General features: G+C 37.0%; 20 protein-coding genes and 2 other annotated features. Of the genes, 12 read left to right on the top strand and 8 right to left on the bottom strand.

Annotated elements, in window-relative coordinates:
* Positions 1-119: 119 nt before the first annotated feature.
* The 5 genes from cotY to AC1DKZ_RS07080 all read right to left on the bottom strand — a co-directional run bounded on the left by cotY (position 120) and on the right by AC1DKZ_RS07080 (position 4,665).
* Entirely contained in the window at positions 120-590 is a 471-nt protein-coding gene (gene cotY, locus AC1DKZ_RS07100; protein ID WP_002135002.1) for a spore coat protein CotY, read from the bottom strand.
* A gap of 144 nt (positions 591-734) precedes the next feature.
* The gene (locus tag AC1DKZ_RS07095) at positions 735-2,801 is read right to left on the bottom strand and encodes an ATP-dependent helicase (protein WP_476995861.1); all 2,067 of its coding nucleotides are present in this window, start codon (positions 2,799-2,801) and stop codon (positions 735-737) included.
* Between the two features lie 99 nt (positions 2,802-2,900).
* The gene (locus tag AC1DKZ_RS07090) at positions 2,901-3,323 is read right to left on the bottom strand and encodes a GNAT family N-acetyltransferase (protein WP_002064289.1); all 423 of its coding nucleotides are present in this window, start codon (positions 3,321-3,323) and stop codon (positions 2,901-2,903) included.
* Between the two features lies 1 nt (position 3,324).
* Complete coding sequence (locus AC1DKZ_RS07085; protein WP_476995860.1) at positions 3,325-3,843, bottom strand: YjcG family protein; 519 nt, start codon at positions 3,841-3,843, stop codon at positions 3,325-3,327.
* A gap of 90 nt (positions 3,844-3,933) precedes the next feature.
* Positions 3,934-4,665, bottom strand: coding sequence for an alpha/beta hydrolase (locus tag AC1DKZ_RS07080; RefSeq protein WP_002086936.1), 732 nt, complete (start codon positions 4,663-4,665; stop codon positions 3,934-3,936).
* A gap of 203 nt (positions 4,666-4,868) precedes the next feature.
* On the opposite strand from AC1DKZ_RS07080, the gene AC1DKZ_RS07075 reads away from it, so the two are divergent.
* Entirely contained in the window at positions 4,869-5,780 is a 912-nt protein-coding gene (locus tag AC1DKZ_RS07075) for a DMT family transporter (RefSeq protein ID WP_476995859.1), read from the top strand.
* A 181-nt stretch (positions 5,781-5,961) separates the two neighbouring features.
* Positions 5,962-6,537: a Crp/Fnr family transcriptional regulator gene (locus tag AC1DKZ_RS07070; protein ID WP_002135010.1), complete on the top strand. Its 576-nt coding sequence runs from the start codon at positions 5,962-5,964 to the stop codon at positions 6,535-6,537.
* On the opposite strand, the gene AC1DKZ_RS07065 is transcribed toward AC1DKZ_RS07070, so the two are convergent.
* Positions 6,527-7,198: a DUF4386 domain-containing protein gene (locus tag AC1DKZ_RS07065; RefSeq protein WP_476995858.1), complete on the bottom strand. Its 672-nt coding sequence runs from the start codon at positions 7,196-7,198 to the stop codon at positions 6,527-6,529. The two genes, AC1DKZ_RS07070 and AC1DKZ_RS07065, sit on opposite strands and share 11 nt — an antisense overlap.
* An 88-nt stretch (positions 7,199-7,286) precedes the next feature.
* Here AC1DKZ_RS07065 and AC1DKZ_RS07060 point away from each other — a divergent pair, with 88 nt between their 5' ends.
* The gene (locus tag AC1DKZ_RS07060; RefSeq protein ID WP_016093056.1) at positions 7,287-7,682 is read left to right on the top strand and encodes a PH domain-containing protein; all 396 of its coding nucleotides are present in this window, start codon (positions 7,287-7,289) and stop codon (positions 7,680-7,682) included.
* Positions 7,683-7,712: 30 nt separating this feature from the next.
* Here AC1DKZ_RS07060 and AC1DKZ_RS07055 read toward each other — a convergent pair whose 3' ends face one another.
* Together AC1DKZ_RS07055 and putP are read right to left on the bottom strand one after the other, a co-directional pair.
* Positions 7,713-8,111: an Ig-like domain-containing protein gene (locus AC1DKZ_RS07055; protein ID WP_476995857.1), complete on the bottom strand. Its 399-nt coding sequence runs from the start codon at positions 8,109-8,111 to the stop codon at positions 7,713-7,715.
* A 160-nt stretch (positions 8,112-8,271) separates the two neighbouring features.
* Positions 8,272-9,750, bottom strand: a complete 1,479-nt coding sequence (gene putP / locus AC1DKZ_RS07050; protein WP_201038541.1) for a sodium/proline symporter PutP — start codon at positions 9,748-9,750, stop codon at positions 8,272-8,274.
* A gap of 306 nt (positions 9,751-10,056) precedes the next feature.
* Positions 10,057-10,294, top strand: a binding site (T-box leader).
* A gap of 42 nt (positions 10,295-10,336) precedes the next feature.
* Positions 10,337-10,583 (top strand) — a binding site (T-box leader).
* Positions 10,584-10,634: 51 nt separating this feature from the next.
* On the opposite strand from putP, the gene trpE reads away from it, so the two are divergent.
* The 9 genes from trpE to AC1DKZ_RS07005 all read left to right on the top strand — a co-directional run bounded on the left by trpE (position 10,635) and on the right by AC1DKZ_RS07005 (position 19,055).
* Positions 10,635-12,053 carry an anthranilate synthase component I gene (gene trpE, locus AC1DKZ_RS07045; RefSeq protein WP_476995856.1) on the top strand — a complete coding sequence of 473 codons (1,419 nt, stop codon included), beginning with the start codon at positions 10,635-10,637 and terminating at the stop codon, positions 12,051-12,053.
* Positions 12,050-12,637: an anthranilate synthase component II gene (locus AC1DKZ_RS07040; RefSeq protein WP_476995855.1), complete on the top strand. Its 588-nt coding sequence runs from the start codon at positions 12,050-12,052 to the stop codon at positions 12,635-12,637. Before trpE ends, AC1DKZ_RS07040 begins: the two co-directional genes overlap by 4 nt.
* On the top strand, positions 12,634-13,659 hold the full coding sequence (gene trpD / locus AC1DKZ_RS07035) for an anthranilate phosphoribosyltransferase (RefSeq protein WP_044437821.1): 1,026 nt from the start codon (positions 12,634-12,636) through the stop codon (positions 13,657-13,659). Before AC1DKZ_RS07040 ends, trpD begins: the two co-directional genes overlap by 4 nt.
* Before the next feature lies 1 nt (position 13,660).
* Entirely contained in the window at positions 13,661-14,422 is a 762-nt protein-coding gene (gene trpC / locus AC1DKZ_RS07030) for an indole-3-glycerol phosphate synthase TrpC (RefSeq protein WP_476995854.1), read from the top strand.
* Positions 14,419-15,033, top strand: a complete 615-nt coding sequence (locus AC1DKZ_RS07025) for a phosphoribosylanthranilate isomerase (RefSeq protein ID WP_429685548.1) — start codon at positions 14,419-14,421, stop codon at positions 15,031-15,033. The genes trpC and AC1DKZ_RS07025 overlap by 4 nt, the downstream gene beginning before the upstream one ends.
* A complete protein-coding gene (trpB, locus tag AC1DKZ_RS07020) occupies positions 15,030-16,223 on the top strand; it encodes a tryptophan synthase subunit beta (protein ID WP_002086917.1) in 1,194 nt (397 codons plus the stop codon). Before AC1DKZ_RS07025 ends, trpB begins: the two co-directional genes overlap by 4 nt.
* Positions 16,224-16,226: 3 nt before the next feature.
* Positions 16,227-17,003, top strand: a complete 777-nt coding sequence (gene trpA, locus AC1DKZ_RS07015) for a tryptophan synthase subunit alpha (RefSeq protein WP_002011422.1) — start codon at positions 16,227-16,229, stop codon at positions 17,001-17,003.
* Between the two features lie 74 nt (positions 17,004-17,077).
* A complete protein-coding gene (locus AC1DKZ_RS07010) occupies positions 17,078-17,428 on the top strand; it encodes a DUF4029 domain-containing protein (protein WP_002126003.1) in 351 nt (116 codons plus the stop codon).
* Between the two features lie 127 nt (positions 17,429-17,555).
* Complete coding sequence (locus AC1DKZ_RS07005) at positions 17,556-19,055, top strand: L-lactate permease (protein WP_476995853.1); 1,500 nt, start codon at positions 17,556-17,558, stop codon at positions 19,053-19,055.
* Positions 19,056-19,085: the final 30 nt, after the last annotated feature.

Raw genomic sequence — 19,085 nt, 5'->3', positions numbered from 1 at the left:
GGTTCTATGTTCTAGACAAGTTCCCAATTTTATAAAAAATACATAATAATACCTTTTAAGCATGGATTGGGTGGCAGAATCATCTGCCACCCAATCCATGCTTAAATTAGTATTCAGTTTTATATAGAAACATCGCGTAAGCATTGAATAGCGCAGAAGCAACTTAAATCAACAGTAATACAAGAGGAGGTTGATACTAATCTTGCATTTGGTACAGCTAAAAATGTACAGATTGGATCGTCACCAGGTGGTACAGAGGTACCATCACCTAAAACTACAGTTAATACACGCAATACAGCACAGTCATCATCATCTATACTCTCTACACGGAAAATTGGAGATTGGCAGCTAGTAAGGCTTGAAGATGGTGCAAATGCTTCAAAAGGTGTTCCAGCTTTTGTGTATAAAATAAAAGGACGTGTATTCGCTACTGATGCAGTGTTATGTGCTCCTAAAAATGGAACTTCGCAACCAGATCCGCAGGTTGTGGTTGCACATTCTTGTAGTTCATGTATAAAACGAACGACATTTGATACACAGTTGAAATCACAATCATGGTGATGATGATCTTCATTACAATTGCAGCTCATTATGTTCACTCCTTATCGTGAGTTCTGACATACACTATTACAATATGAACGGGATATGGTTGATATTACGTTAATTCTCAGGATAGAAACAGGGAATTTATATAGAGGGGATGTACATATCGTGATATGGAAAAAAGACACCCATTATTTAATGGATGTCTTTTCAGGTAAATCTTTTTGCGTAGTATATAGAAAACGAGATATATCTAGTTTCTTTCCTCTGAAAAATTGCGGGGAGGAAATGTAAAGTTCTTCTTTTGCGCGTGTAATGGCGACATAGAGTAATCGTCGTTCTTCTTCTAATGCTTCAGAAGTCTCCGTCACACGGTCATTTGCATCTTTTAAAGAAGAAGTATGCGGCAATATACCATCGCTTGCTCCGAGTAAAAAGACGCATGGAAACTCAAGGCCTTTCGCGTTATGAATTGACATAAGCGATACAGCATCTTTTTGAGGCATTGTTTTTAATGCTTCCATTTCTTTTTGACCTTGAATGGCCTCGTTAATAAATTGTAAGTAAGCTGGAATATCCGTAAAGCGAGTTGCTGATTCCATTAATTCTTCTAACATTTCTTCTTGTATGTCCTTATGCATCGTAAAGGAAGAACGATCATTACTTTGTAAGTACTCTAAATACTTTCCTTTACCATGAATAATTTCTTTCAATGCTTTTTTCGGTTCAAGTTCTTTTATAAACTTAATAAAATCGATTCGCTCATTTACTTTTTTAACTTGAAAAGGTTTCAAGCTTGGGTTTAGTAATAGAAAATGAAGAAGAGAAGGGAAACGGCCCTCACCATATTTCCATTGTTCACGTTCAATAAATGAAATGCACTCATCACGGCCAATATACATTGTTGGTAATATATTTGAAAGTGATTCGAGGCGGAACGGTTCAAGCACGAGTCGTAAGTGATCTAATACGGGCCTAATTAAAGAATGTTCGTAGAACGATTGGCTCGCTCCATGTTTAATAAATGGAATCTTATGAATTGTAAGCTGATCAAGTAAAGAACGGCTTACAGAATGTGTACGATATAATAAACAAAAATCTTTATAATTTCGTTCACCACTATCTACTTTTTCCTGAATGAGTTGCAAAATTTGATTTGCTTCATCAAGAGTTGTAGCTGGTCGTGCGTAAAATGGTTGTACACCTTCTTCACGAACAGAATATAGCTCTTTATCAAAACGTTCTTGATTTAGCTTAATAACTTCATTTCCAAGTCCGACGATAAATGGATTAGATCGATAATTCGTATTAAGTGCGATAATCGTTGTATTATCAAATTCCTTTGGAAAAGATAAAATAATTTGGTGACTTGCCCCTCGCCAGCCGTAAATCGCTTGATCGTCATCACCTGCGATAAATAAATTATTTCTCGGCGTGGCTAACAATTTTACGATTTCATATTGTGCATACGACGTATCTTGAAACTCATCTACTTCAATGTAATGAAAACGCTCTTGTAATTGAGTAAGCAGGGGAGCGTTATTTTCTAACATATAATACATTTCTAATAAGATGTCGTCAAAATCGATATAATTGTGTCGTTGTTTTACCTCTTCGAAACGTTCGTATACTTCTTTGAACTCTTGTTCAACCGGTGTTTTCGCTTTTACATCTTTCGGACGATTCAATTTGTTTTTCTCAAGTGAAATCATAGCGAGTATCGTTTCGGCATCATAATCGTCTTTTAAGCGCAATTCTTTCAAAATTTTCTTTATCATAATTTGTTTATGTTTTTCATTTGCTAAAATTTGCTGATTATATCCTTGACTACGAAGCAATTTTAAAAAGACAGAGTGGAATGTACCAGCAACGACATAGCTACTTGCGGCATGATTCATACCAGGTAAATTCGCTACACGGCTTCGAATTTCTTCAGCTGCTTTTTGTGTAAACGTCAGCAGCAAAATATTTCGCGGATGGACATGTTTTACATTAACTAAATAACCAACGCGAGTTGTTAAAACAGATGTTTTACCACTTCCAGCACCAGCTAGTGTAAGGACAGGTCCTTCTGTCGTTTGCACTGCTTCTAACTGTTTTTCATTTAAATAAACACCTTGCTGTTCTAAAGCGCGGAAATACGCCGCATCTGCATCTTCTTCCATAATTAAATGGGTAGATGTTTTCGGAATATGATACGTCGCTTGCGGAATACCAGCGTGTGTTAACGATTTTTGTGAAAATTTTTCTTGTGTCATATATTCACCTTCAAAACTATAGCATCAACATTTAACTTTAGCGGAAGAAAAAGAAAATAGCAATGTAAAAAACAGGAGGGGCTACCTCCTGCTACAAAATTATAATTCTTTTATCATTACGACGTGCGGGATATTTGCTTCCATAAACACATCAGAAGCCGTCACGTATCCTAGCTTTTTATAGAAAAATTCAGCATGTGTTTGAGCATGGAGTTTCAATTTCGGTAGAGACTCTTCCTTCGCATACGCTTCAAGTGCATCCATAATGATTTTACCAATGCCTTTTTTACGATGTGAAGCTAGTACGCAAATGCGCTCCATTTTTCCTATTCCATCAACGATGCGGAAGCGACCAGCACCAACTGGAACATCATTATCATATATAACAACGTGTGTTGAAATCTCTTCAAACTCATCATACTCTTCTTCTGCAGAAACACGTTGCTCATTCACAAATACTTGCTTACGTACAGAGAATGCATCTCTTAGTTGTTCGTCCGTTTGTACGATTTGTGCGTGCAAATTAGTTGTTCTCCTTTCCAAGGTGGAATGTTTCATGTACAGTCCACGTTCCATTTTCTAATTGGTATAGAAGGTGGAAACGATCGATTGGTTGCTCATAATAGAAATCTTTCATACGTAATCGACCTAATACATCAGCGTGCTCTGCGTCTGATAAGTCTTGACCGATTGTTAAATGAGGTACGAAAGAGTACTCGCGCTCTTGTGTAAAGAAACCATTATGCATTTCTTCATTTAAGAAAGTAAGTTCAGGTGTTTTTTCTACTTTAAAATAAAGAACATTATTAACAGGTGCGAATGAACCGACTTTCCCAACATGAAGGGTGAAAGGGCTCGTTTTATTTGCGATTGTATGTAACTCATTCACAATCGATTCTAATTGTTCATCTTGCGTCTCAAAGGGTGTTTTCAATGTAATATGTGGCGGAACTAATGCGTAATGCGGATCATAACGTTTACGTAATCCGTTCGCTTTATCTTGAATCATTTTTGATGGGAAAATTACAATTCCTAATTTCATGTTCCAATTCCTCCCTTTGCAAGTCTAGTTAGATTTTGAGAATAAATCTCTTTATCTATTATATCAAATTATTCTGAATACCGCTCTCTATTATTTCATTGATAGAATATGAGAAAATGCTTTTGGTAAATCTGCTTGCCAATATTTCCATGTGTGATTCCCTTCAAACTCTTCATAATGCGTGATGAAATTTCTATCTGTAAGTAGTTTATTTAACTCGCGATTTGGTTCTACGAAATCAGATACTTGTCCGTCTGTACGCTTGACAGCTGTTTCTTCGGTCCCAATTACGTGATAAAGATCTAGCGCCCCCGGATTTTTGAAATCTTTTGCTAAGTTCATGACTGTTTCATCAACAAATGGTGATTGCATAACGACCTTACCAAATGTATGCGGATACATAAGTGCGGTCATGAGGGAAACTGTACCGCCGAGAGAATCTCCAATTAAAACGCGTCCTTTACCCATTTGATATGTTGGATAATTTGCATCAATATATGGAGCAAGCTCATGAGCAAGGAAACGAATGTAAGCAGCATTCTTTACATCATTTGGGAAATATTTTTCCTTACGATCGTGTACATTTTTATATGGAATACCGACAATAATTGTGCGGTCGATTTCTTCAGTTTCACGAAGACGCTCAATTACACGGTGCGCTTTACCAAGCTGAAAATAATCTCTACCATCTTGTGCAATAACAACGGTATGCTTATGGAGTGGTGTGTAATTTACTGGTAAATAAACAAGAAGTGTAAGCTCCTCTTGAAGTGATGTACTAAAAAATGAAATTTCTTCAATTCTCCCTATTGTTTGATTCATGTATATCCCCCTAAATAAAAATTTACTGTAATGATTGTAAGAGCGACGCTTGTAGTGAAAAGGAAAGAAATAATCACTAATAGGTGCCTTAATTTCTATTTTACCATAATGGTACGAAGAATCTAAAAAATTAGTATTTAAGTTGTGAAAGAAAACGGATATAATGAAGTGGGATTTTTTACAGGTGAGAGGGGAGACAGGATTTGAAACAAGAAAGATCAATCGCACTACCACTAGCAATTTCCATTATAGCAATTTCATTCGCAGCTGTTTTTGCAAAGATGTCCTCAGCACCATCTTCCATTTTAAGTATGTATCGATTATGGATTATCGTACTTATTATGCTGCCGATCGTTTGGAAAAAACGGGAAGAGTTTAGTTGGATTCAAATAAAAGATTGGGGATTTTTAATTGGATCTGGTTTCTTTTTAGCTCTTCATTTTCTTCTATGGTTTGAATCCTTAAAGCATACGACAGTTGCTAGTTCGACGATTATTTTAGCACTTCAACCGATCGTATCTTTAGTGGGAGGTTTTTTCTTATTTAAAGAAAGAACAACCTATTCAGCAATTGCGACGATGGGAATTGCGATACTAGGCGTAATGTGTATTGGCTGGGGAGATTTAGGGCTAAGTGAGCAAGCAATTTATGGGGATATATTATCCTTTTTAAGTGTAATAGCAGTTGTCGGTTATTTATTTATCGGACAAACGACAGTAAAGAAAGTATCTCATTGGATTTATAGTTTCACTGTATTTGCCTTCGCTGGTATATTTATAGCGATTTATAACGTTATACTTCAAGTGCCATTTACAGGCTATACGAAGTGGGATTGGAGTATTTTTCTTTTACTTGCGATTGTACCGACAGTGTCACACGTCATTAATAATTGGTTATTAAATTACGTAAATGCAACAACGATTTCAATGAGTATTTTAGGAGAACCAGTTGGGGCATCTATACTAGCGTTCTTCTTACTTGGAGAAAAATTAAATGCAATGCAAATTATCGGTAGCATGCTCGTATTGTTTGGTGTATCTGTTTTCTTACTACAGCAACAAAAGCGAACAGCAAAAAATGTGGTGAACGAACCGGCTTATACACAGGAATTATAACGAGTTTATTCTAATATACGAAAAGAGAAGTTATTGGTAACTTCTCTTTTTTTTGTTCCATGCAGAAAATAAAACAGATTAATAGGGGGAATTCCCGCCATGTAGCATGAAAAAAGATAATATATAGTGGAGTTACATCATACGTTTCGCATACAAATATAGAGGGGGAAGGAGAGACTAAATGAAAGAGATTTTAATGAAATACATGACAAATCTTACAACATTAAGTGAAGAACAGCAGCGCATGATCGTAGAAGAATTACAAATTGAAGAGTATAAAAAAGGAACAGTGCTCTTAAGACAAGGAGATGTTCCATCTAAATGTTATTTTGTATTAAAAGGATGCGTGAGGCAGCATTGTATAGATGAATCTGGAAAAGAAGTTACATCAAATTTTTATACAGAAGAACAAGCAATCGCGAATTTCAACCATCATAAACAAGATAAATTATCCCCACATACGTTAACGTGCCTAGAAGATTGTCTAGTTGTAGTTGGCGATCTGTATAGTGCAAAGGACATGTATAAGAAATATTCACAGTTAGAAGAAATGACGCGCCAAATGATTGAATACAATTTTGGTGAAGTACAAGAAGAACTTACATTATTTATTACATCGACACCAGAAGAGCGCTACAAATCATTATTACAAAAACGACCTCATTTAATCGATCGTGTTCCTCAATATCAATTGGCAAGTTATCTAGGTATTACGCCAGAATCATTAAGCAGAATTAAGAAACGACTCAAACAGTAGAGTTTTTTCCACCTCTAAGCAATAGCCATATACTAAATCCTAGTTCACCTGCGATCATCGGTAGTTGAAAGACAACGTTAAGAATGGAAATAATCGCATCATATTGTGAAAACATCGTATGCATTACGTTAATGATGATATAGCCGATTGCAGCAATGAGCAGTAATATACTAATAGCCTTCGGTATGTTTTTAGATTGAAAGGTTACGTACCCTAAGGTGAGAAGATGTAAGCCGAAAATGATTAATCCTACAGACCAAATATATTCAAAAGCTTCTAGAAATAACATTGTATATGCTTCTGAATTAGCAACTGTGTTTTTTGAAAGAAGTAATACAAATATTAAATTGAATATAGCAATCCCAAGTATAGCTGTATACATAAGACGAAGACAGGCAGCTAGTAATGAGAGGCTAGTATGGATAGGTTTTAGAAAGAAATAAAGAGCCCACGAGGCGATAATATCCATAATGAAAATGATAATCCATCCGAAAATTTCTGCTTTGAAAAGTGAACTTGAAGTTTGAATATTATGGAGTGTCGTGCTCGCATCTCCTTGTACAACGAGATTTCCGTGAACAAAACCGTAAGAAAAAAATGCAGTAAATGCCATAATAAGAAGAGAAGCACCAGTAAATAAGGCAAACTTTCGTTCATTCATATGTCGTCCTCCTATTTCAATATTACTTTTATTTTAATAAGGGAAGGAGGAGAAGTCATTGACTTAAATCAAGAGAGGAGAGAGCGTAATGGAATTTCCATCAAAAAAAGATGTATGGTTATATCCAATCTTTTTCATTGTTTTAGGCGCCTGTTTCGCTCCAATATTTGCAGGGAGAGAATATTTTCTCTTATTTTTTACAATTCCATTAGCTATACTGTTTAGTTGGAGTTGGTTTTTAACAAAATATATCGTTAAGGAAGAAATAATTATAATTACATCAGGTCCCGTTAAAAAACGTATATTTATACGAGACATAAAACGAATTTCCAATACAAAAAATCCAATCGCAGCTCATGCACTATCATTCGATCGATTAGAAATTGTTTACGGATCATATGAAACAGAACTTATTTCTCCAAGAAATAAAGAAGAATTTATTTTGTTGTTAAAAAGAAAAAATCCTGGGATTGAAATAAAGTAAGAGAGTGGATTCATATCTACTCTCTTTATGTCACTTTGGATTTATCATATAAGGTTGCACGTGAACGACACATAAGTCGCGGAATTTTCCTTCAGCAGTTGTGACAATTACGACTGCTCTTCCTGCACTTTTTCCAGTAATCGTTACTGTCTCACCTTTCGGATAGATGGTGATGACGTCGGAGTTCATATTTGTCCAAATAAGCTCTTGATTCTTTGCCTGCATTGGCAAAACGGAAGCTGATAAATCGGCACTTTGTCCGGTTTTTATTTTAAGCTTATTTTTCTGTATATGAATACCAATTACAGATATAACAGAAGGAGCAATTGAAATTTTGGATGGATTAGGTTGAATGTTTAAACGAGAAGCAGAAGTATTTGTAATAGGTGAAAATTTTCTTATGTGTTGTTGCTGGAAAGCTGCTAACATGTTGGAGTCCCCTTTCTGTATAAGTGCTGATACTAATACTATAAAGGAGCAGTGTTATATTAAATTTAACGAAACATAAAGAATTTGTTAAATTTGAGAAGAAGATTGTCGAACTGTAAAAAGAAAGCTCTGCTGTTGCGATAACAGCAGAGCTTTCTTTTTATAGATTATTACGGTGTTGTTTTTCAAAATCCTCAAATTTCTCTTCAACTTCTTTTGAAGGCTGTGTTAGTAAACTAACAATTACGATTACTAGTAAACTAATAGCGAAACCAGGAATCATTTCATATAAGAAATCTTTTAAGAATTTAAACTGTGTCCAAATAATTACTGTGGCTGCACCTGAAATCATGCCAGCAAGTGCGCCCCATTTCGTCATACGTTTCCAATATAAGCTTAATAAAATAGCGGGTCCAAATGAAGAACCAAATCCAGCCCAAGCATATCCAACAAGAGCTAAAATCGTATCATTTTGTTTAAACGCTAATGCGCACCCGACTAAGGCGATAACAAGTACAGCCATACGACCGACAAATACAAGCTCTTTATCAGAAGCAGAACGTTTAAAGAATGTACGATATAAATCTTCTGTTATAGCACTAGAAGTAACAAGAAGCTGAGATGAGATTGTACTCATAATCGCTGCTAAAATCGCTGCTAATAAAAATCCAGTAATAAGTGGATGGAATAAAATTTTTCCAAGTTCAAGGAAAATTGTCTCTGGATTAGATAATGTCAACCCTTGTTGTGAATAGTAAGCAATACCGATAAGACCAGTAAACATAGCTCCGACAACAGAGAAAATCATCCAGCTCATACCAATTCTTCGTGCGCTTTTAATTTCTTTTACAGACGAAATTGCCATAAAGCGTACGATAATATGAGGTTGTCCAACATAACCAAGGCCCCATGCGAATAAAGAAATCATTCCTAAAGTAGAGGCACCTTTAAAAATATCTAAACGTGTTGGATCTACAGATCGAATTGTGTCAAACGCAGGTCCAAGTCCGTTCGAATTCATAATTGTTACGATAGGAACAAGAATAAGAGCAATTACCATAATGATTCCTTGCACGAAGTCTGTCCAACTTACCGCTAAGAAACCACCAAATAATGTGTAAGCCACGACAACTGCTGCGACAATGAATAATCCAACATGATAGTTCATACCAAATGAATTTTCAAATAATACAGCACCTGAAACTAGTCCTGAAGCTACATAAAAAGTAAAGAAAATCATAATAACAAGTCCGGATACTAAGCGTAGCATATGAGATTTGTCGTGGAAACGGTGTTCCAAAAATTCTGGGATAGTAATAGAGTTGTTTGCCATTTCAGAGTAGGTACGTAAGCGAGGAGCGACATAAAGCCAGTTTGCGTATGCGCCTAGTGTTAGGCCGAGCGCAATCCAACTACTACTTAATCCAACGCTAAACATTGCACCGGGTAATCCCATTAAAAGCCAACCACTCATATCGGATGCTCCAGCACTTAATGCTGTTACTGCGGGGCCTAGTGTACGCCCGCCAAGCATATAATCTGTTAAGTTGGACGTTCGTTTGTAGGCGAAATAGCCGATTACTAACATCCCGAGCATGTAAATAGAGATAGAAGTTAAAGTTAACATCTGCGTACTCATGTAGTTCCCCTTCCTTTTGTCATGTCTTTTGATGCGTTATGCATATTTATAATCTATCATGATTATTCTGAAAAATCCATTCGAAAATACGAATTTTCTGAAATGTAAGCGTTTTTCGACAGTGTTTTTCTTTTGTAATATATAATTTTCTGACAAAAAACCTTAATTTTAATAGAGTATTTATTATATTTACATAAAAACAGGTTGTTTTGTCAATATAATATCGGATGAAGAAAAAATATTTTTTTTGGAAAAAGTATTGACTTATTAGAAACGTGAGGAATATAATGAGTGCAACTTAAAAAAATGCAAGCGTTGATGAAGAAGAGTACACATGATGAACATGTCAGAGAGCTGATGGTTGGTGCGAATCAGTATGGAATTGATGTGGAATGGGCTTCGGAGCTTCCAAACCGAAACGAAAGAAGTAGGCTTTGGCGACATGATCTCATCGATATAAGAGACACGTATTATTTTTGATACGGCAAAGTGCGTTACATTCGTAACGAATTAAGGTGGCACCACGGGAGTACCCGTCCTTTCTATAGGATGAGTACTCCCTTTTTGTGTATAAAAAATTAAATAAGCTAAATCGTTTAAGTAAGAAGAGTACGTATATTTGGAGACGTTACAGAGAGCCGGGAGCAGGTGGGAGCCCGGTACGGTGCCATATACCGAATGGGCTTACGAGAGGTATGCTGAACAATTTCTATTCAGTAGGCAACCCGGGTTCCGCCGTTAAAAGGATAAGGTATATATTTTGTACCTGAATAAAGCGGGATGCTTTTGCGTCCAACCTGAGGTGGTACCACGGTAAATTTATCGTCCTCTACATATTTCGATATGTAGGGGACTTTTTTATTTTTCAGAGTGAGGTGAAAGGCATGATGACAAAAGAGGAATTTATGAAGCAAAAAGAACAAAGAAACACATTTTTAGTAATCGCTGAAGAAGAAGGAGATAGCATTACGCCAATTTCTTTATATAGACGTATGAAGGGAAAGAAAAAGTTTTTATTAGAAAGTTCGCAGCTTCATCAAGATAAAGGGCGCTATTCTTACTTAGGATGTAATCCGTATGGTGAAGTGAAAAGCGTTGGTACGGAAGTGGAACGAACGATTTACGGCCAAACAGAAAAGTTGCAAGGTAACGTACTACAAGTGTTAGAGGAAGTAATCGCGTCAGCACAAGTAGACAGTCCATTTCCGTTTTGCGGGGGAGCAGTTGGATATATTGGCTATGAAGTCATTCGGCAGTATGAAAACATTGGAGCAGATTTACACGATCCATTAAATATTCCAGAAGTACACCTTTTACTATATCGTGAGTTTACCGTTTATGATCATTTACGCCAAAAGTTGTCATTTGTATATGTATGCAGGGAAGACGATTCAGCTTCTTATGAAGAAGTATACGAAAGATTGCAAGTATACAAAGAGGAAGTGCTAAAGGGAGAAAAAGCGGAAGTAAATGAAATACAATCAATATTATCATTCACTTCTTCAATAACTGAAAAAGAATTTTGTGAAATGGTAGAAACAGCGAAAGAATACATTCGGGCCGGAGATGTTTTTCAAGTTGTATTATCCCAGCGTTTGCAAAGTGAATGTATTGGAGATCCATTTGCATTATACCGGAAACTTCGAATTGCAAATCCATCGCCATATATGTTCTATATCGATTTTCAAGATTATGTTGTACTTGGCTCTTCGCCGGAAAGTTTGTTATCAGTAAGAGAGGATAAAGTGATGACAAATCCAATTGCTGGTACGAGGCCGAGAGGGAAAACGAAGCAGGAAGATGAGGAAATCGAAAAAGAACTGTTAGGAAATGAGAAAGAGCGAGCAGAGCATATGATGCTTGTGGACCTAGGACGAAATGATATTGGCAGAGTAAGTGAAATTGGCTCTGTGACGATAGATAAATATATGAAAGTAGAAAAATACTCTCACGTTATGCACATTGTATCTGAAGTTTACGGAACATTGCGAAAACAAACGAGTGGATTTGATGCATTAGCGTATTGTTTACCAGCTGGTACAGTATCAGGTGCTCCGAAAATTAGAGCGATGGAAATTATTAATACGTTAGAGCATGAAAAAAGAAATGTATACGCCGGAGCAGTTGGATATATTTCATTCTCAGGAAATCTTGATATGGCGCTAGCAATTCGAACGATGGTTGTGAAAGATGAGAAAGCGTACGTTCAGGCAGGAGCGGGTATCGTCTACGATTCAGACCCGGTTGCTGAATATGAAGAAACATTAAATAAAGCGAGAGCGCTTTTGGAGGTTATGAAATGATTGTACTTATCGATAATTATGATTCATTCACATATAACTTGTATCAACTGTTAGGCGAGTACGAGGCAGAAATTGTTGTCGTAAGAAATGATCAAATAACAATTGAACAATTAGAGGAGATGAAGCCGAAAGGAATTGTGCTATCACCAGGACCTGGGAAACCAGAAGATGCTGGAATTTGTATCGATGTTATTCGTCACTTTTATAAGAACGTTCCCATCTTAGGAATTTGCCTTGGCCATCAAGCAATCATATCCGCATTTGGAGGAGAAATTGTTAGAGCAGAGCGCATTAAACACGGAAAAACATCGCGTGTGAAACATAACGGAACGTCAATCTTTTCGTACGTAACGCAGCCGCTAACGGCAATGCGTTACCATTCACTCGTCGCAGCGCAAAATAGTTTACCACAATGCTTTGACATACTCGCGACGGCGATGGATGACGGAGAAATCATGGCAGTTCGTCACAACTATTATCCGCTCTTCGGATTACAGTTTCACCCAGAATCAATTGCAACAGAAGAAGGCGGAAAGTTAATACGTGCCTTTTTAGCACAAGTGAAAGAGGAGGAGAGAGTATGAACAGTTATCTTCGAAAATTAGTCGAGGGACAACATTTAACAGAAGAAGAAATGTATGAAGCGGGACTTCTTTTATTAAGTGACAACATATTGGAAAGTGAAGTTGCAGCTTTCTTAGTATTGCTGAAAGCGAAAGGCGAAACAGCAGAAGAAATATACGGTCTTGTGCGTGCTCTTCGAGAAAAGGCATTACCGTTTTCAAATCATATAAAAGGCGCGATGGACAATTGCGGAACGGGTGGTGACGGTGCACAAACATTCAATATTAGTACAACATCGGCATTTGTACTTGCCGGAGCTGGTGTAAAGGTTGCGAAACATGGAAACCGCGCTGTTTCTAGTAAAACAGGAAGTGCTGATTTATTAGAAGAACTTGGTGTAAACATAAGCTGTACGCCGGGTGAGATTGACTATTTATTAGAGAATGTAGGTATTGCCTTCTTATTCGCACCAGCGATGCATCCAGCATTAAGACGTATTATGAAAATAAGAAAAGAATTAAACGTTCCGACGATCTTTAACTTAATTGGCCCTTTAACGAATCCTGTTAACTTAGAAACACAATTTGTCGGTATTTATAAGCGAGATATGTTATTGCCAGTAGCGGAAGTGTTGCAGAAACTTGGCAGAAAACAAGCGCTCGTCGTAAACGGAAGTGGCTTTTTAGATGAAGCATCATTACAGGGAGAAAATCATGTCGTCGTTTTAAAAGATAATGAAATAGTAGAAATGAGTATTGATCCAGAAAAGTATGGTTTTTCAAGAGTGAAAAATGAAGAAATTAGAGGCGGGAATTCGAAAGAAAATGCAAAGATTACGCTCGGAGTATTAAGCGGAGAAAAAAGTGTCTATCGCGATACTGTTTTATTAAATGCAGGTCTAGCCCTTTTCGCAAATGGAAGAGCAGAAACGATTGAAGAAGGAATTACACTAGCGGCACATAGCATTGACTCTGGAAAAGCATTAGCCAAACTAAACTTATTAATTGCAGCAAGCCATGAAAAATTAGAAAGGGTGAATTAAAATGGGGACGATTTTAGACAAAATTGTAGAGCAAAAGAAAGTAGAAGTTGCGGAGTTATATGAAACATATTCACCAGTGAAAGAAAAAAGGAAAACACACTCACTTGTAAAAGTTTTAGAGCAGTTTACTGTAATAGCAGAGGTAAAGCGAGCGTCTCCATCAAAAGGCGATATTAATTTACACGTTGATGTGCCAAAACAAGTGAAAACATATGAAGAATGCGGTGCTGGAGCAGTTTCGGTTTTAACAGACGGTCAATTTTTTAAAGGGTCGTTTCACGACTTACAAACGGCAAGAGCAGAAAGTAACATTCCGCTTTTATGTAAAGATTTTATAATCGATAAAATCCAAATTGATAGAGCGTATGAAGCTGGTGCAGATCTTATTTTATTAATTGTTGCAGCATTGTCAAAAGAGAAATTAAACGAGCTTTATAACTACGTGCTAGAAAAAGGATTAGAAGCGATTGTTGAAGTTCATGATGAACAGGAATTAGAAATTGCAATCCGATTAAATCCGCACGTTATCGGTATTAACAACCGTAATTTAAAAACATTTGAAGTAGATTTAAGCCAAACTGAAAAGCTCGGAAAACGACTGAATGAGGAAAACCTACTTTGGATTAGTGAAAGTGGTATTCATTCAAAAGAAGATATCATCAGAGTCAAACGAGCTGGTGCAAAAGGCGTATTAGTCGGAGAAGCGCTTATGACATCATCTTCTATCAGTACCTTTTTTGAAGACTGTAAGGTGAGCATATGAAAGTGAAGATTTGCGGCATCACTGATATGGAAACAGCGAAAAGTGCGTGTGAATATGGCGCAGATGCAATCGGATTTGTTTTTGCAGAAAGTAAACGCCAAATTACTCCAGGGCAAGCGAAAGAAATTATTGGGGAAATTCCAGCCCACGTTTTCAAGGTCGGTGTTTTCGTAAATGAATCAGTAGAAGTGATCCAGAAAATTGCAGAGGAGTGCGGGTTAACGCATGTGCAACTACATGGGGATGAAGACAATGATCAAATCATAAGATTGAATATTCCGTCTATAAAAGCGGTAGGAGTAGCTTTAGAGAAAGATATTGAATGTGCGAAAAAATACGATACAGATTATCTGTTATTTGATAGCCCGAAAGAAAAGTTCCACGGAGGAAACGGAAAGACATTCTCATGGGAGTTACTTGCACATATGCCAAAAGCATTGCGAGAGAAAACGATATTAGCTGGCGGATTAAACATCCTTAATATAGAAGAAGCAATTCGAACTGTTCGGCCATATATGATCGATGTGAGCAGCGGAGTAGAGACAGAAGGAAAGAAAGATTTGGAGAAAATAAAACAATTTATTAAAAAAGCGAAGGAGTGTTCCAAATGAATTATGCATATCCAGATGAAAAAGGGCATTACGGTATATACGGAGGACGATACGTTCCAGAAACGTTAATGCAATCCGTATTAGAACTAGAAGAAGCATATAAAGAAGCGATGCAAGATGAAGCGTTTCAAAAGGAATTAGATCATTATTTACAAACGTACGTTGGAAGAGAAACACCGCTTTATTTCGCTGAAAATATGACGAAGTATTGCGGCGGAGCAAAGATTTATTTGAAACGTGAAGATTTGAACCATACGGGAGCTCATAAAATTAACAATACAATCGGTCAAGCACTTCTTGCGGTAAGAATGGGTAAGAAGAAAGTTGTCGCTGAAACAGGAGCAGGACAACACGGAGTTGCAACAGCTACTGTATGTGCACTTTTCGGTTTAGAATGCGTCATCTTCATGGGAGAAGAAGATGTGAGACGACAAAAATTAAACGTGTTTCGAATGGAATTACTCGGAGCAAAAGTAGAAAGCGTTGCGGCAGGTAGCGGCACGTTGAAAGATGCGGTAAACGAGGCGCTTCGTTACTGGGTTTCACATGTACACGATACGCACTACATTATGGGATCAGTTCTCGGGCCACATCCATTCCCGCAAATTGTTCGTGATTTCCAAAGTGTAATTGGGAAAGAAACGAAAAAGCAATACGAAGCGTTAGAAGGAAAATTACCAGAAGCAGTCGTTGCTTGTATTGGCGGTGGTAGTAATGCAATGGGAATGTTTTATCCGTTCGTACACGATGAAGAAGTTGCTCTTTACGGTGTTGAAGCAGCTGGAAAAGGTGTTCACACAGAAAAGCACGCAGCCACTTTAACGAAAGGAAGTGTCGGTGTTTTACACGGATCGATGATGTACCTTCTGCAAAATGAAGAAGGGCAAATTCAAGAAGCACACTCTATTTCGGCAGGGCTGGATTACCCAGGTGTTGGGCCAGAACATAGCTTGCTAAAAGATATTGGCCGCGTTTCTTATCATTCCATTACAGATGAAGAAGCGTTAGAAGCATTTCAATTATTAACGAAAAAAGAAGGGATTATCCCGGCATTAGAAAGTTCACATGCTGTTGCATACGCTTTAAAACTAGCGCCGCAAATGAAGAAAGACGAAGGACTTGTCATTTGTTTATCCGGCCGCGGTGATAAAGATGTAGAGAGTATAAAACGTTATATGGAAGAGGTGTAAAAAATGGGAGTAGAAAAAATTATAGCAGCGTTTGAAAATGGCAAGAAAGCATTTATTCCGTATGTAATGGGCGGAGATGGTGGACTTGAAAAGTTAAAAGAAAGAATTCGTTTTCTTGATGAAGCAGGAGCAAGCATCGTTGAAATTGGTATCCCATTTTCAGATCCAGTCGCAGACGGTCCAACTATTCAAAGGGCAGGAAAAAGAGCATTAGATAGCGGTGTAACATTGAAAGGTATTTTTCAAGCATTAATAGAGGTGAGGCAAGAAGTTCAAATTCCATTTGTACTTATGACATATTTAAATCCAGTACTCGCATTCGGAAAGGAACGTTTCATTGAGAGCTGTCTTGAAGCAGGGGTGGACGGTATTATCGTTCCAGACTTACCGTATGAAGAACAAGACATTATTGCACCGCTCCTTCGCGTGGCGAATATCGCTTTAATTCCACTCGTTACCGTAACGAGCCCTATTGAACGAATCGAAAAAATTACGAGTGAATCACAAGGATTCGTCTACGCCGTTACAGTAGCGGGTGTAACGGGAGTACGTCAAAATTTTAAAGATGAGATTCGTAGTTACTTAGAAAAAGTAAAAGCACACGTCCACTTACCAGTAGTCGCAGGATTCGGTATTTCAACACGAGAGCAAATTGAAGAAATGATTACAATATGTGACGGCGTTGTCGTTGGAAGTAAAGTCATTGAGCTGTTAGAAAATGAAAAGCGAGAAGAAATTTGTGAGTTAATACATGCAGTAAAAGAAACAGAAGAGGCTTAAGTCTCTTCTGTTTCTTTTGTGTAATAAATGTTAAAATATACAGAAAATACTTATAACTTAGAGGGTGAGAGGGCATGCTAAGACGTAAACTATTATATCTTTTTTTAACTGTACCATTATACGCTTGGCTCATTAGCATGACGAAAATAGAGTTGATGGCTCTGTTTTTAGGATATGTATTCATCTTTTCCCAATTAAATCGAATACAAGAGCAATCTATTTTAGAAGTATGTATATTTTCGGTTAGTATAGAACTATTTAGTATCGTTTCGATTGTATTATTAAGTGAATTATTCCAATGGATCCATTCATTTGAATTAATAAAACTTGGGAATATTGTATTGCAAGTAATATGTGCTTATATTGTGTTTGTTGTACTAGAAAAAATGATTGGACAGCAGACGGTTTTTCAGGATAAAAGATAAAATATTAGTTATTCAAAAAAGGAGCCAAGCGGCTCCTTTTTTAAATCTGTTATAAAAATAATTGAAAATCATAACATCTGTTATATAATAGTTAAAAATTGCACTTTTTACGAAAAGAGATGATAGCATGGCCATATTGTTGGCACTTATCCCGATTATGATGATTTTTATTTGTTTGTTTTTGTTTAAACAAACGTCATTAAGAGCCTCATTAATCTCTTATGCCGTTTCTGTCGGAATCGTTTTACTCTCGCCAACGTTTCAATTAGGGATAAGTGAAACTGTGCACGCAACAATTAAAGGGTGGTTAATTTGTTTCATTGTCGGATACGTTTTATTTTTCGGTATTTTTTTATTTCACCTCATGAACAAAATGGGATACATTGATCAAGTAGCACGGTTTCTAGAACAAGTCACGCGCGATCGATTATTGCAAATGCTTCTTATGTGTTTTGGTATTTGTCCACTTATTGAATCAGTGAGTGGATTCGGAATTGGTTTTATGGTTGCAACACCTATTTTTCTTTCGCTCGGTTATAAACCGTTTCAAGCTGTGCTACTATCGTTTATCGGTTTACTTGCAAGTTCATGGGGCGCGATGGCAACGGGTACGATTATCGGTTCTCAGCTTATTAACATGCCGCTCACAACTCTTGGTACAAATACAGCATTATTAAGCATCCCGATTTTCGCATACTTTATCTTCCTTTCTTTATACGTTGTCGGTGGCTGGCAGGCAGTTATAGAAAAGTGGAAGGAAGGAGTAGGATTCTTTCTATTATTTTCTCTCGGAATCTATCTTTCTAACGCATACGTAAGTGTTGAACTAGCAGGGATATTAAGTTCTATCGTTACCATTTCATTTGGTTTTTTAATCATTAAGTTAAAAGGAAAAGATGAGCAAAACCTTTTAACAGAACATGCGGCGGCTACGGAGAGAGAAGTATCCATTATAAAAATTATTAGCCCTTATATATTCTTAACAGTTTGTATTTTACTTTCTCGCCTCGTTCCAGCATTACATGATTTTCTTAGGTCATATGCAGTTCTCGATTTAAAATCATATTCTTACAAACTAGAGCTACTATATTCGCCAGGATTTTGGCTCGCCATGACTTGTTTATTTACAATTATTTTCTTCCGCATTCCATCTAATGTTATTAAACAATCACTCTCGCAAACGATAAAACAATGGATTCCTTTCGCTATTACAACGACGATGTTCATTGCAATTTCAGAACTAATGGGCGCATCTGGTATGCATTCATTACTCGCAAAAACAGCTGGTGAAACCTTTGGTACCTTTTTCGTTTTCGTTGCTCCATTCATAGGCGGAATTGGCGGTTTTTTAACTGGTAGTAACGCAGGATCAAATGCGATGTTTATAAAGCTACAAATGCAAACAGCCCAAAACGTAGCACTCCCGTGGCAATACGTCACGACGCTCCAAAACACCGCATCATCAGTAGCGACAATCGCTTGTCCATCACGGATTACACTAGGCGCGTATTTATGCAATATCCCGTATCGTGAAAATGAACTATTAAAGAAGACGACGTTAATGATTTTTGGTGCGGTGTTACTTGTAGTAGTGGAAGTTTTCTTTTGGTATATATTGAGAAATTAAAAATCCTCCTAACATAGGAGGATTTTCTTT

Source organism: Bacillus sp. 05T21 (assembly GCF_056396785.1).
The sequence above is the reverse complement of the archived record's forward strand: the minus strand, read 5'-3'. Positions and strand labels throughout refer to the sequence as shown.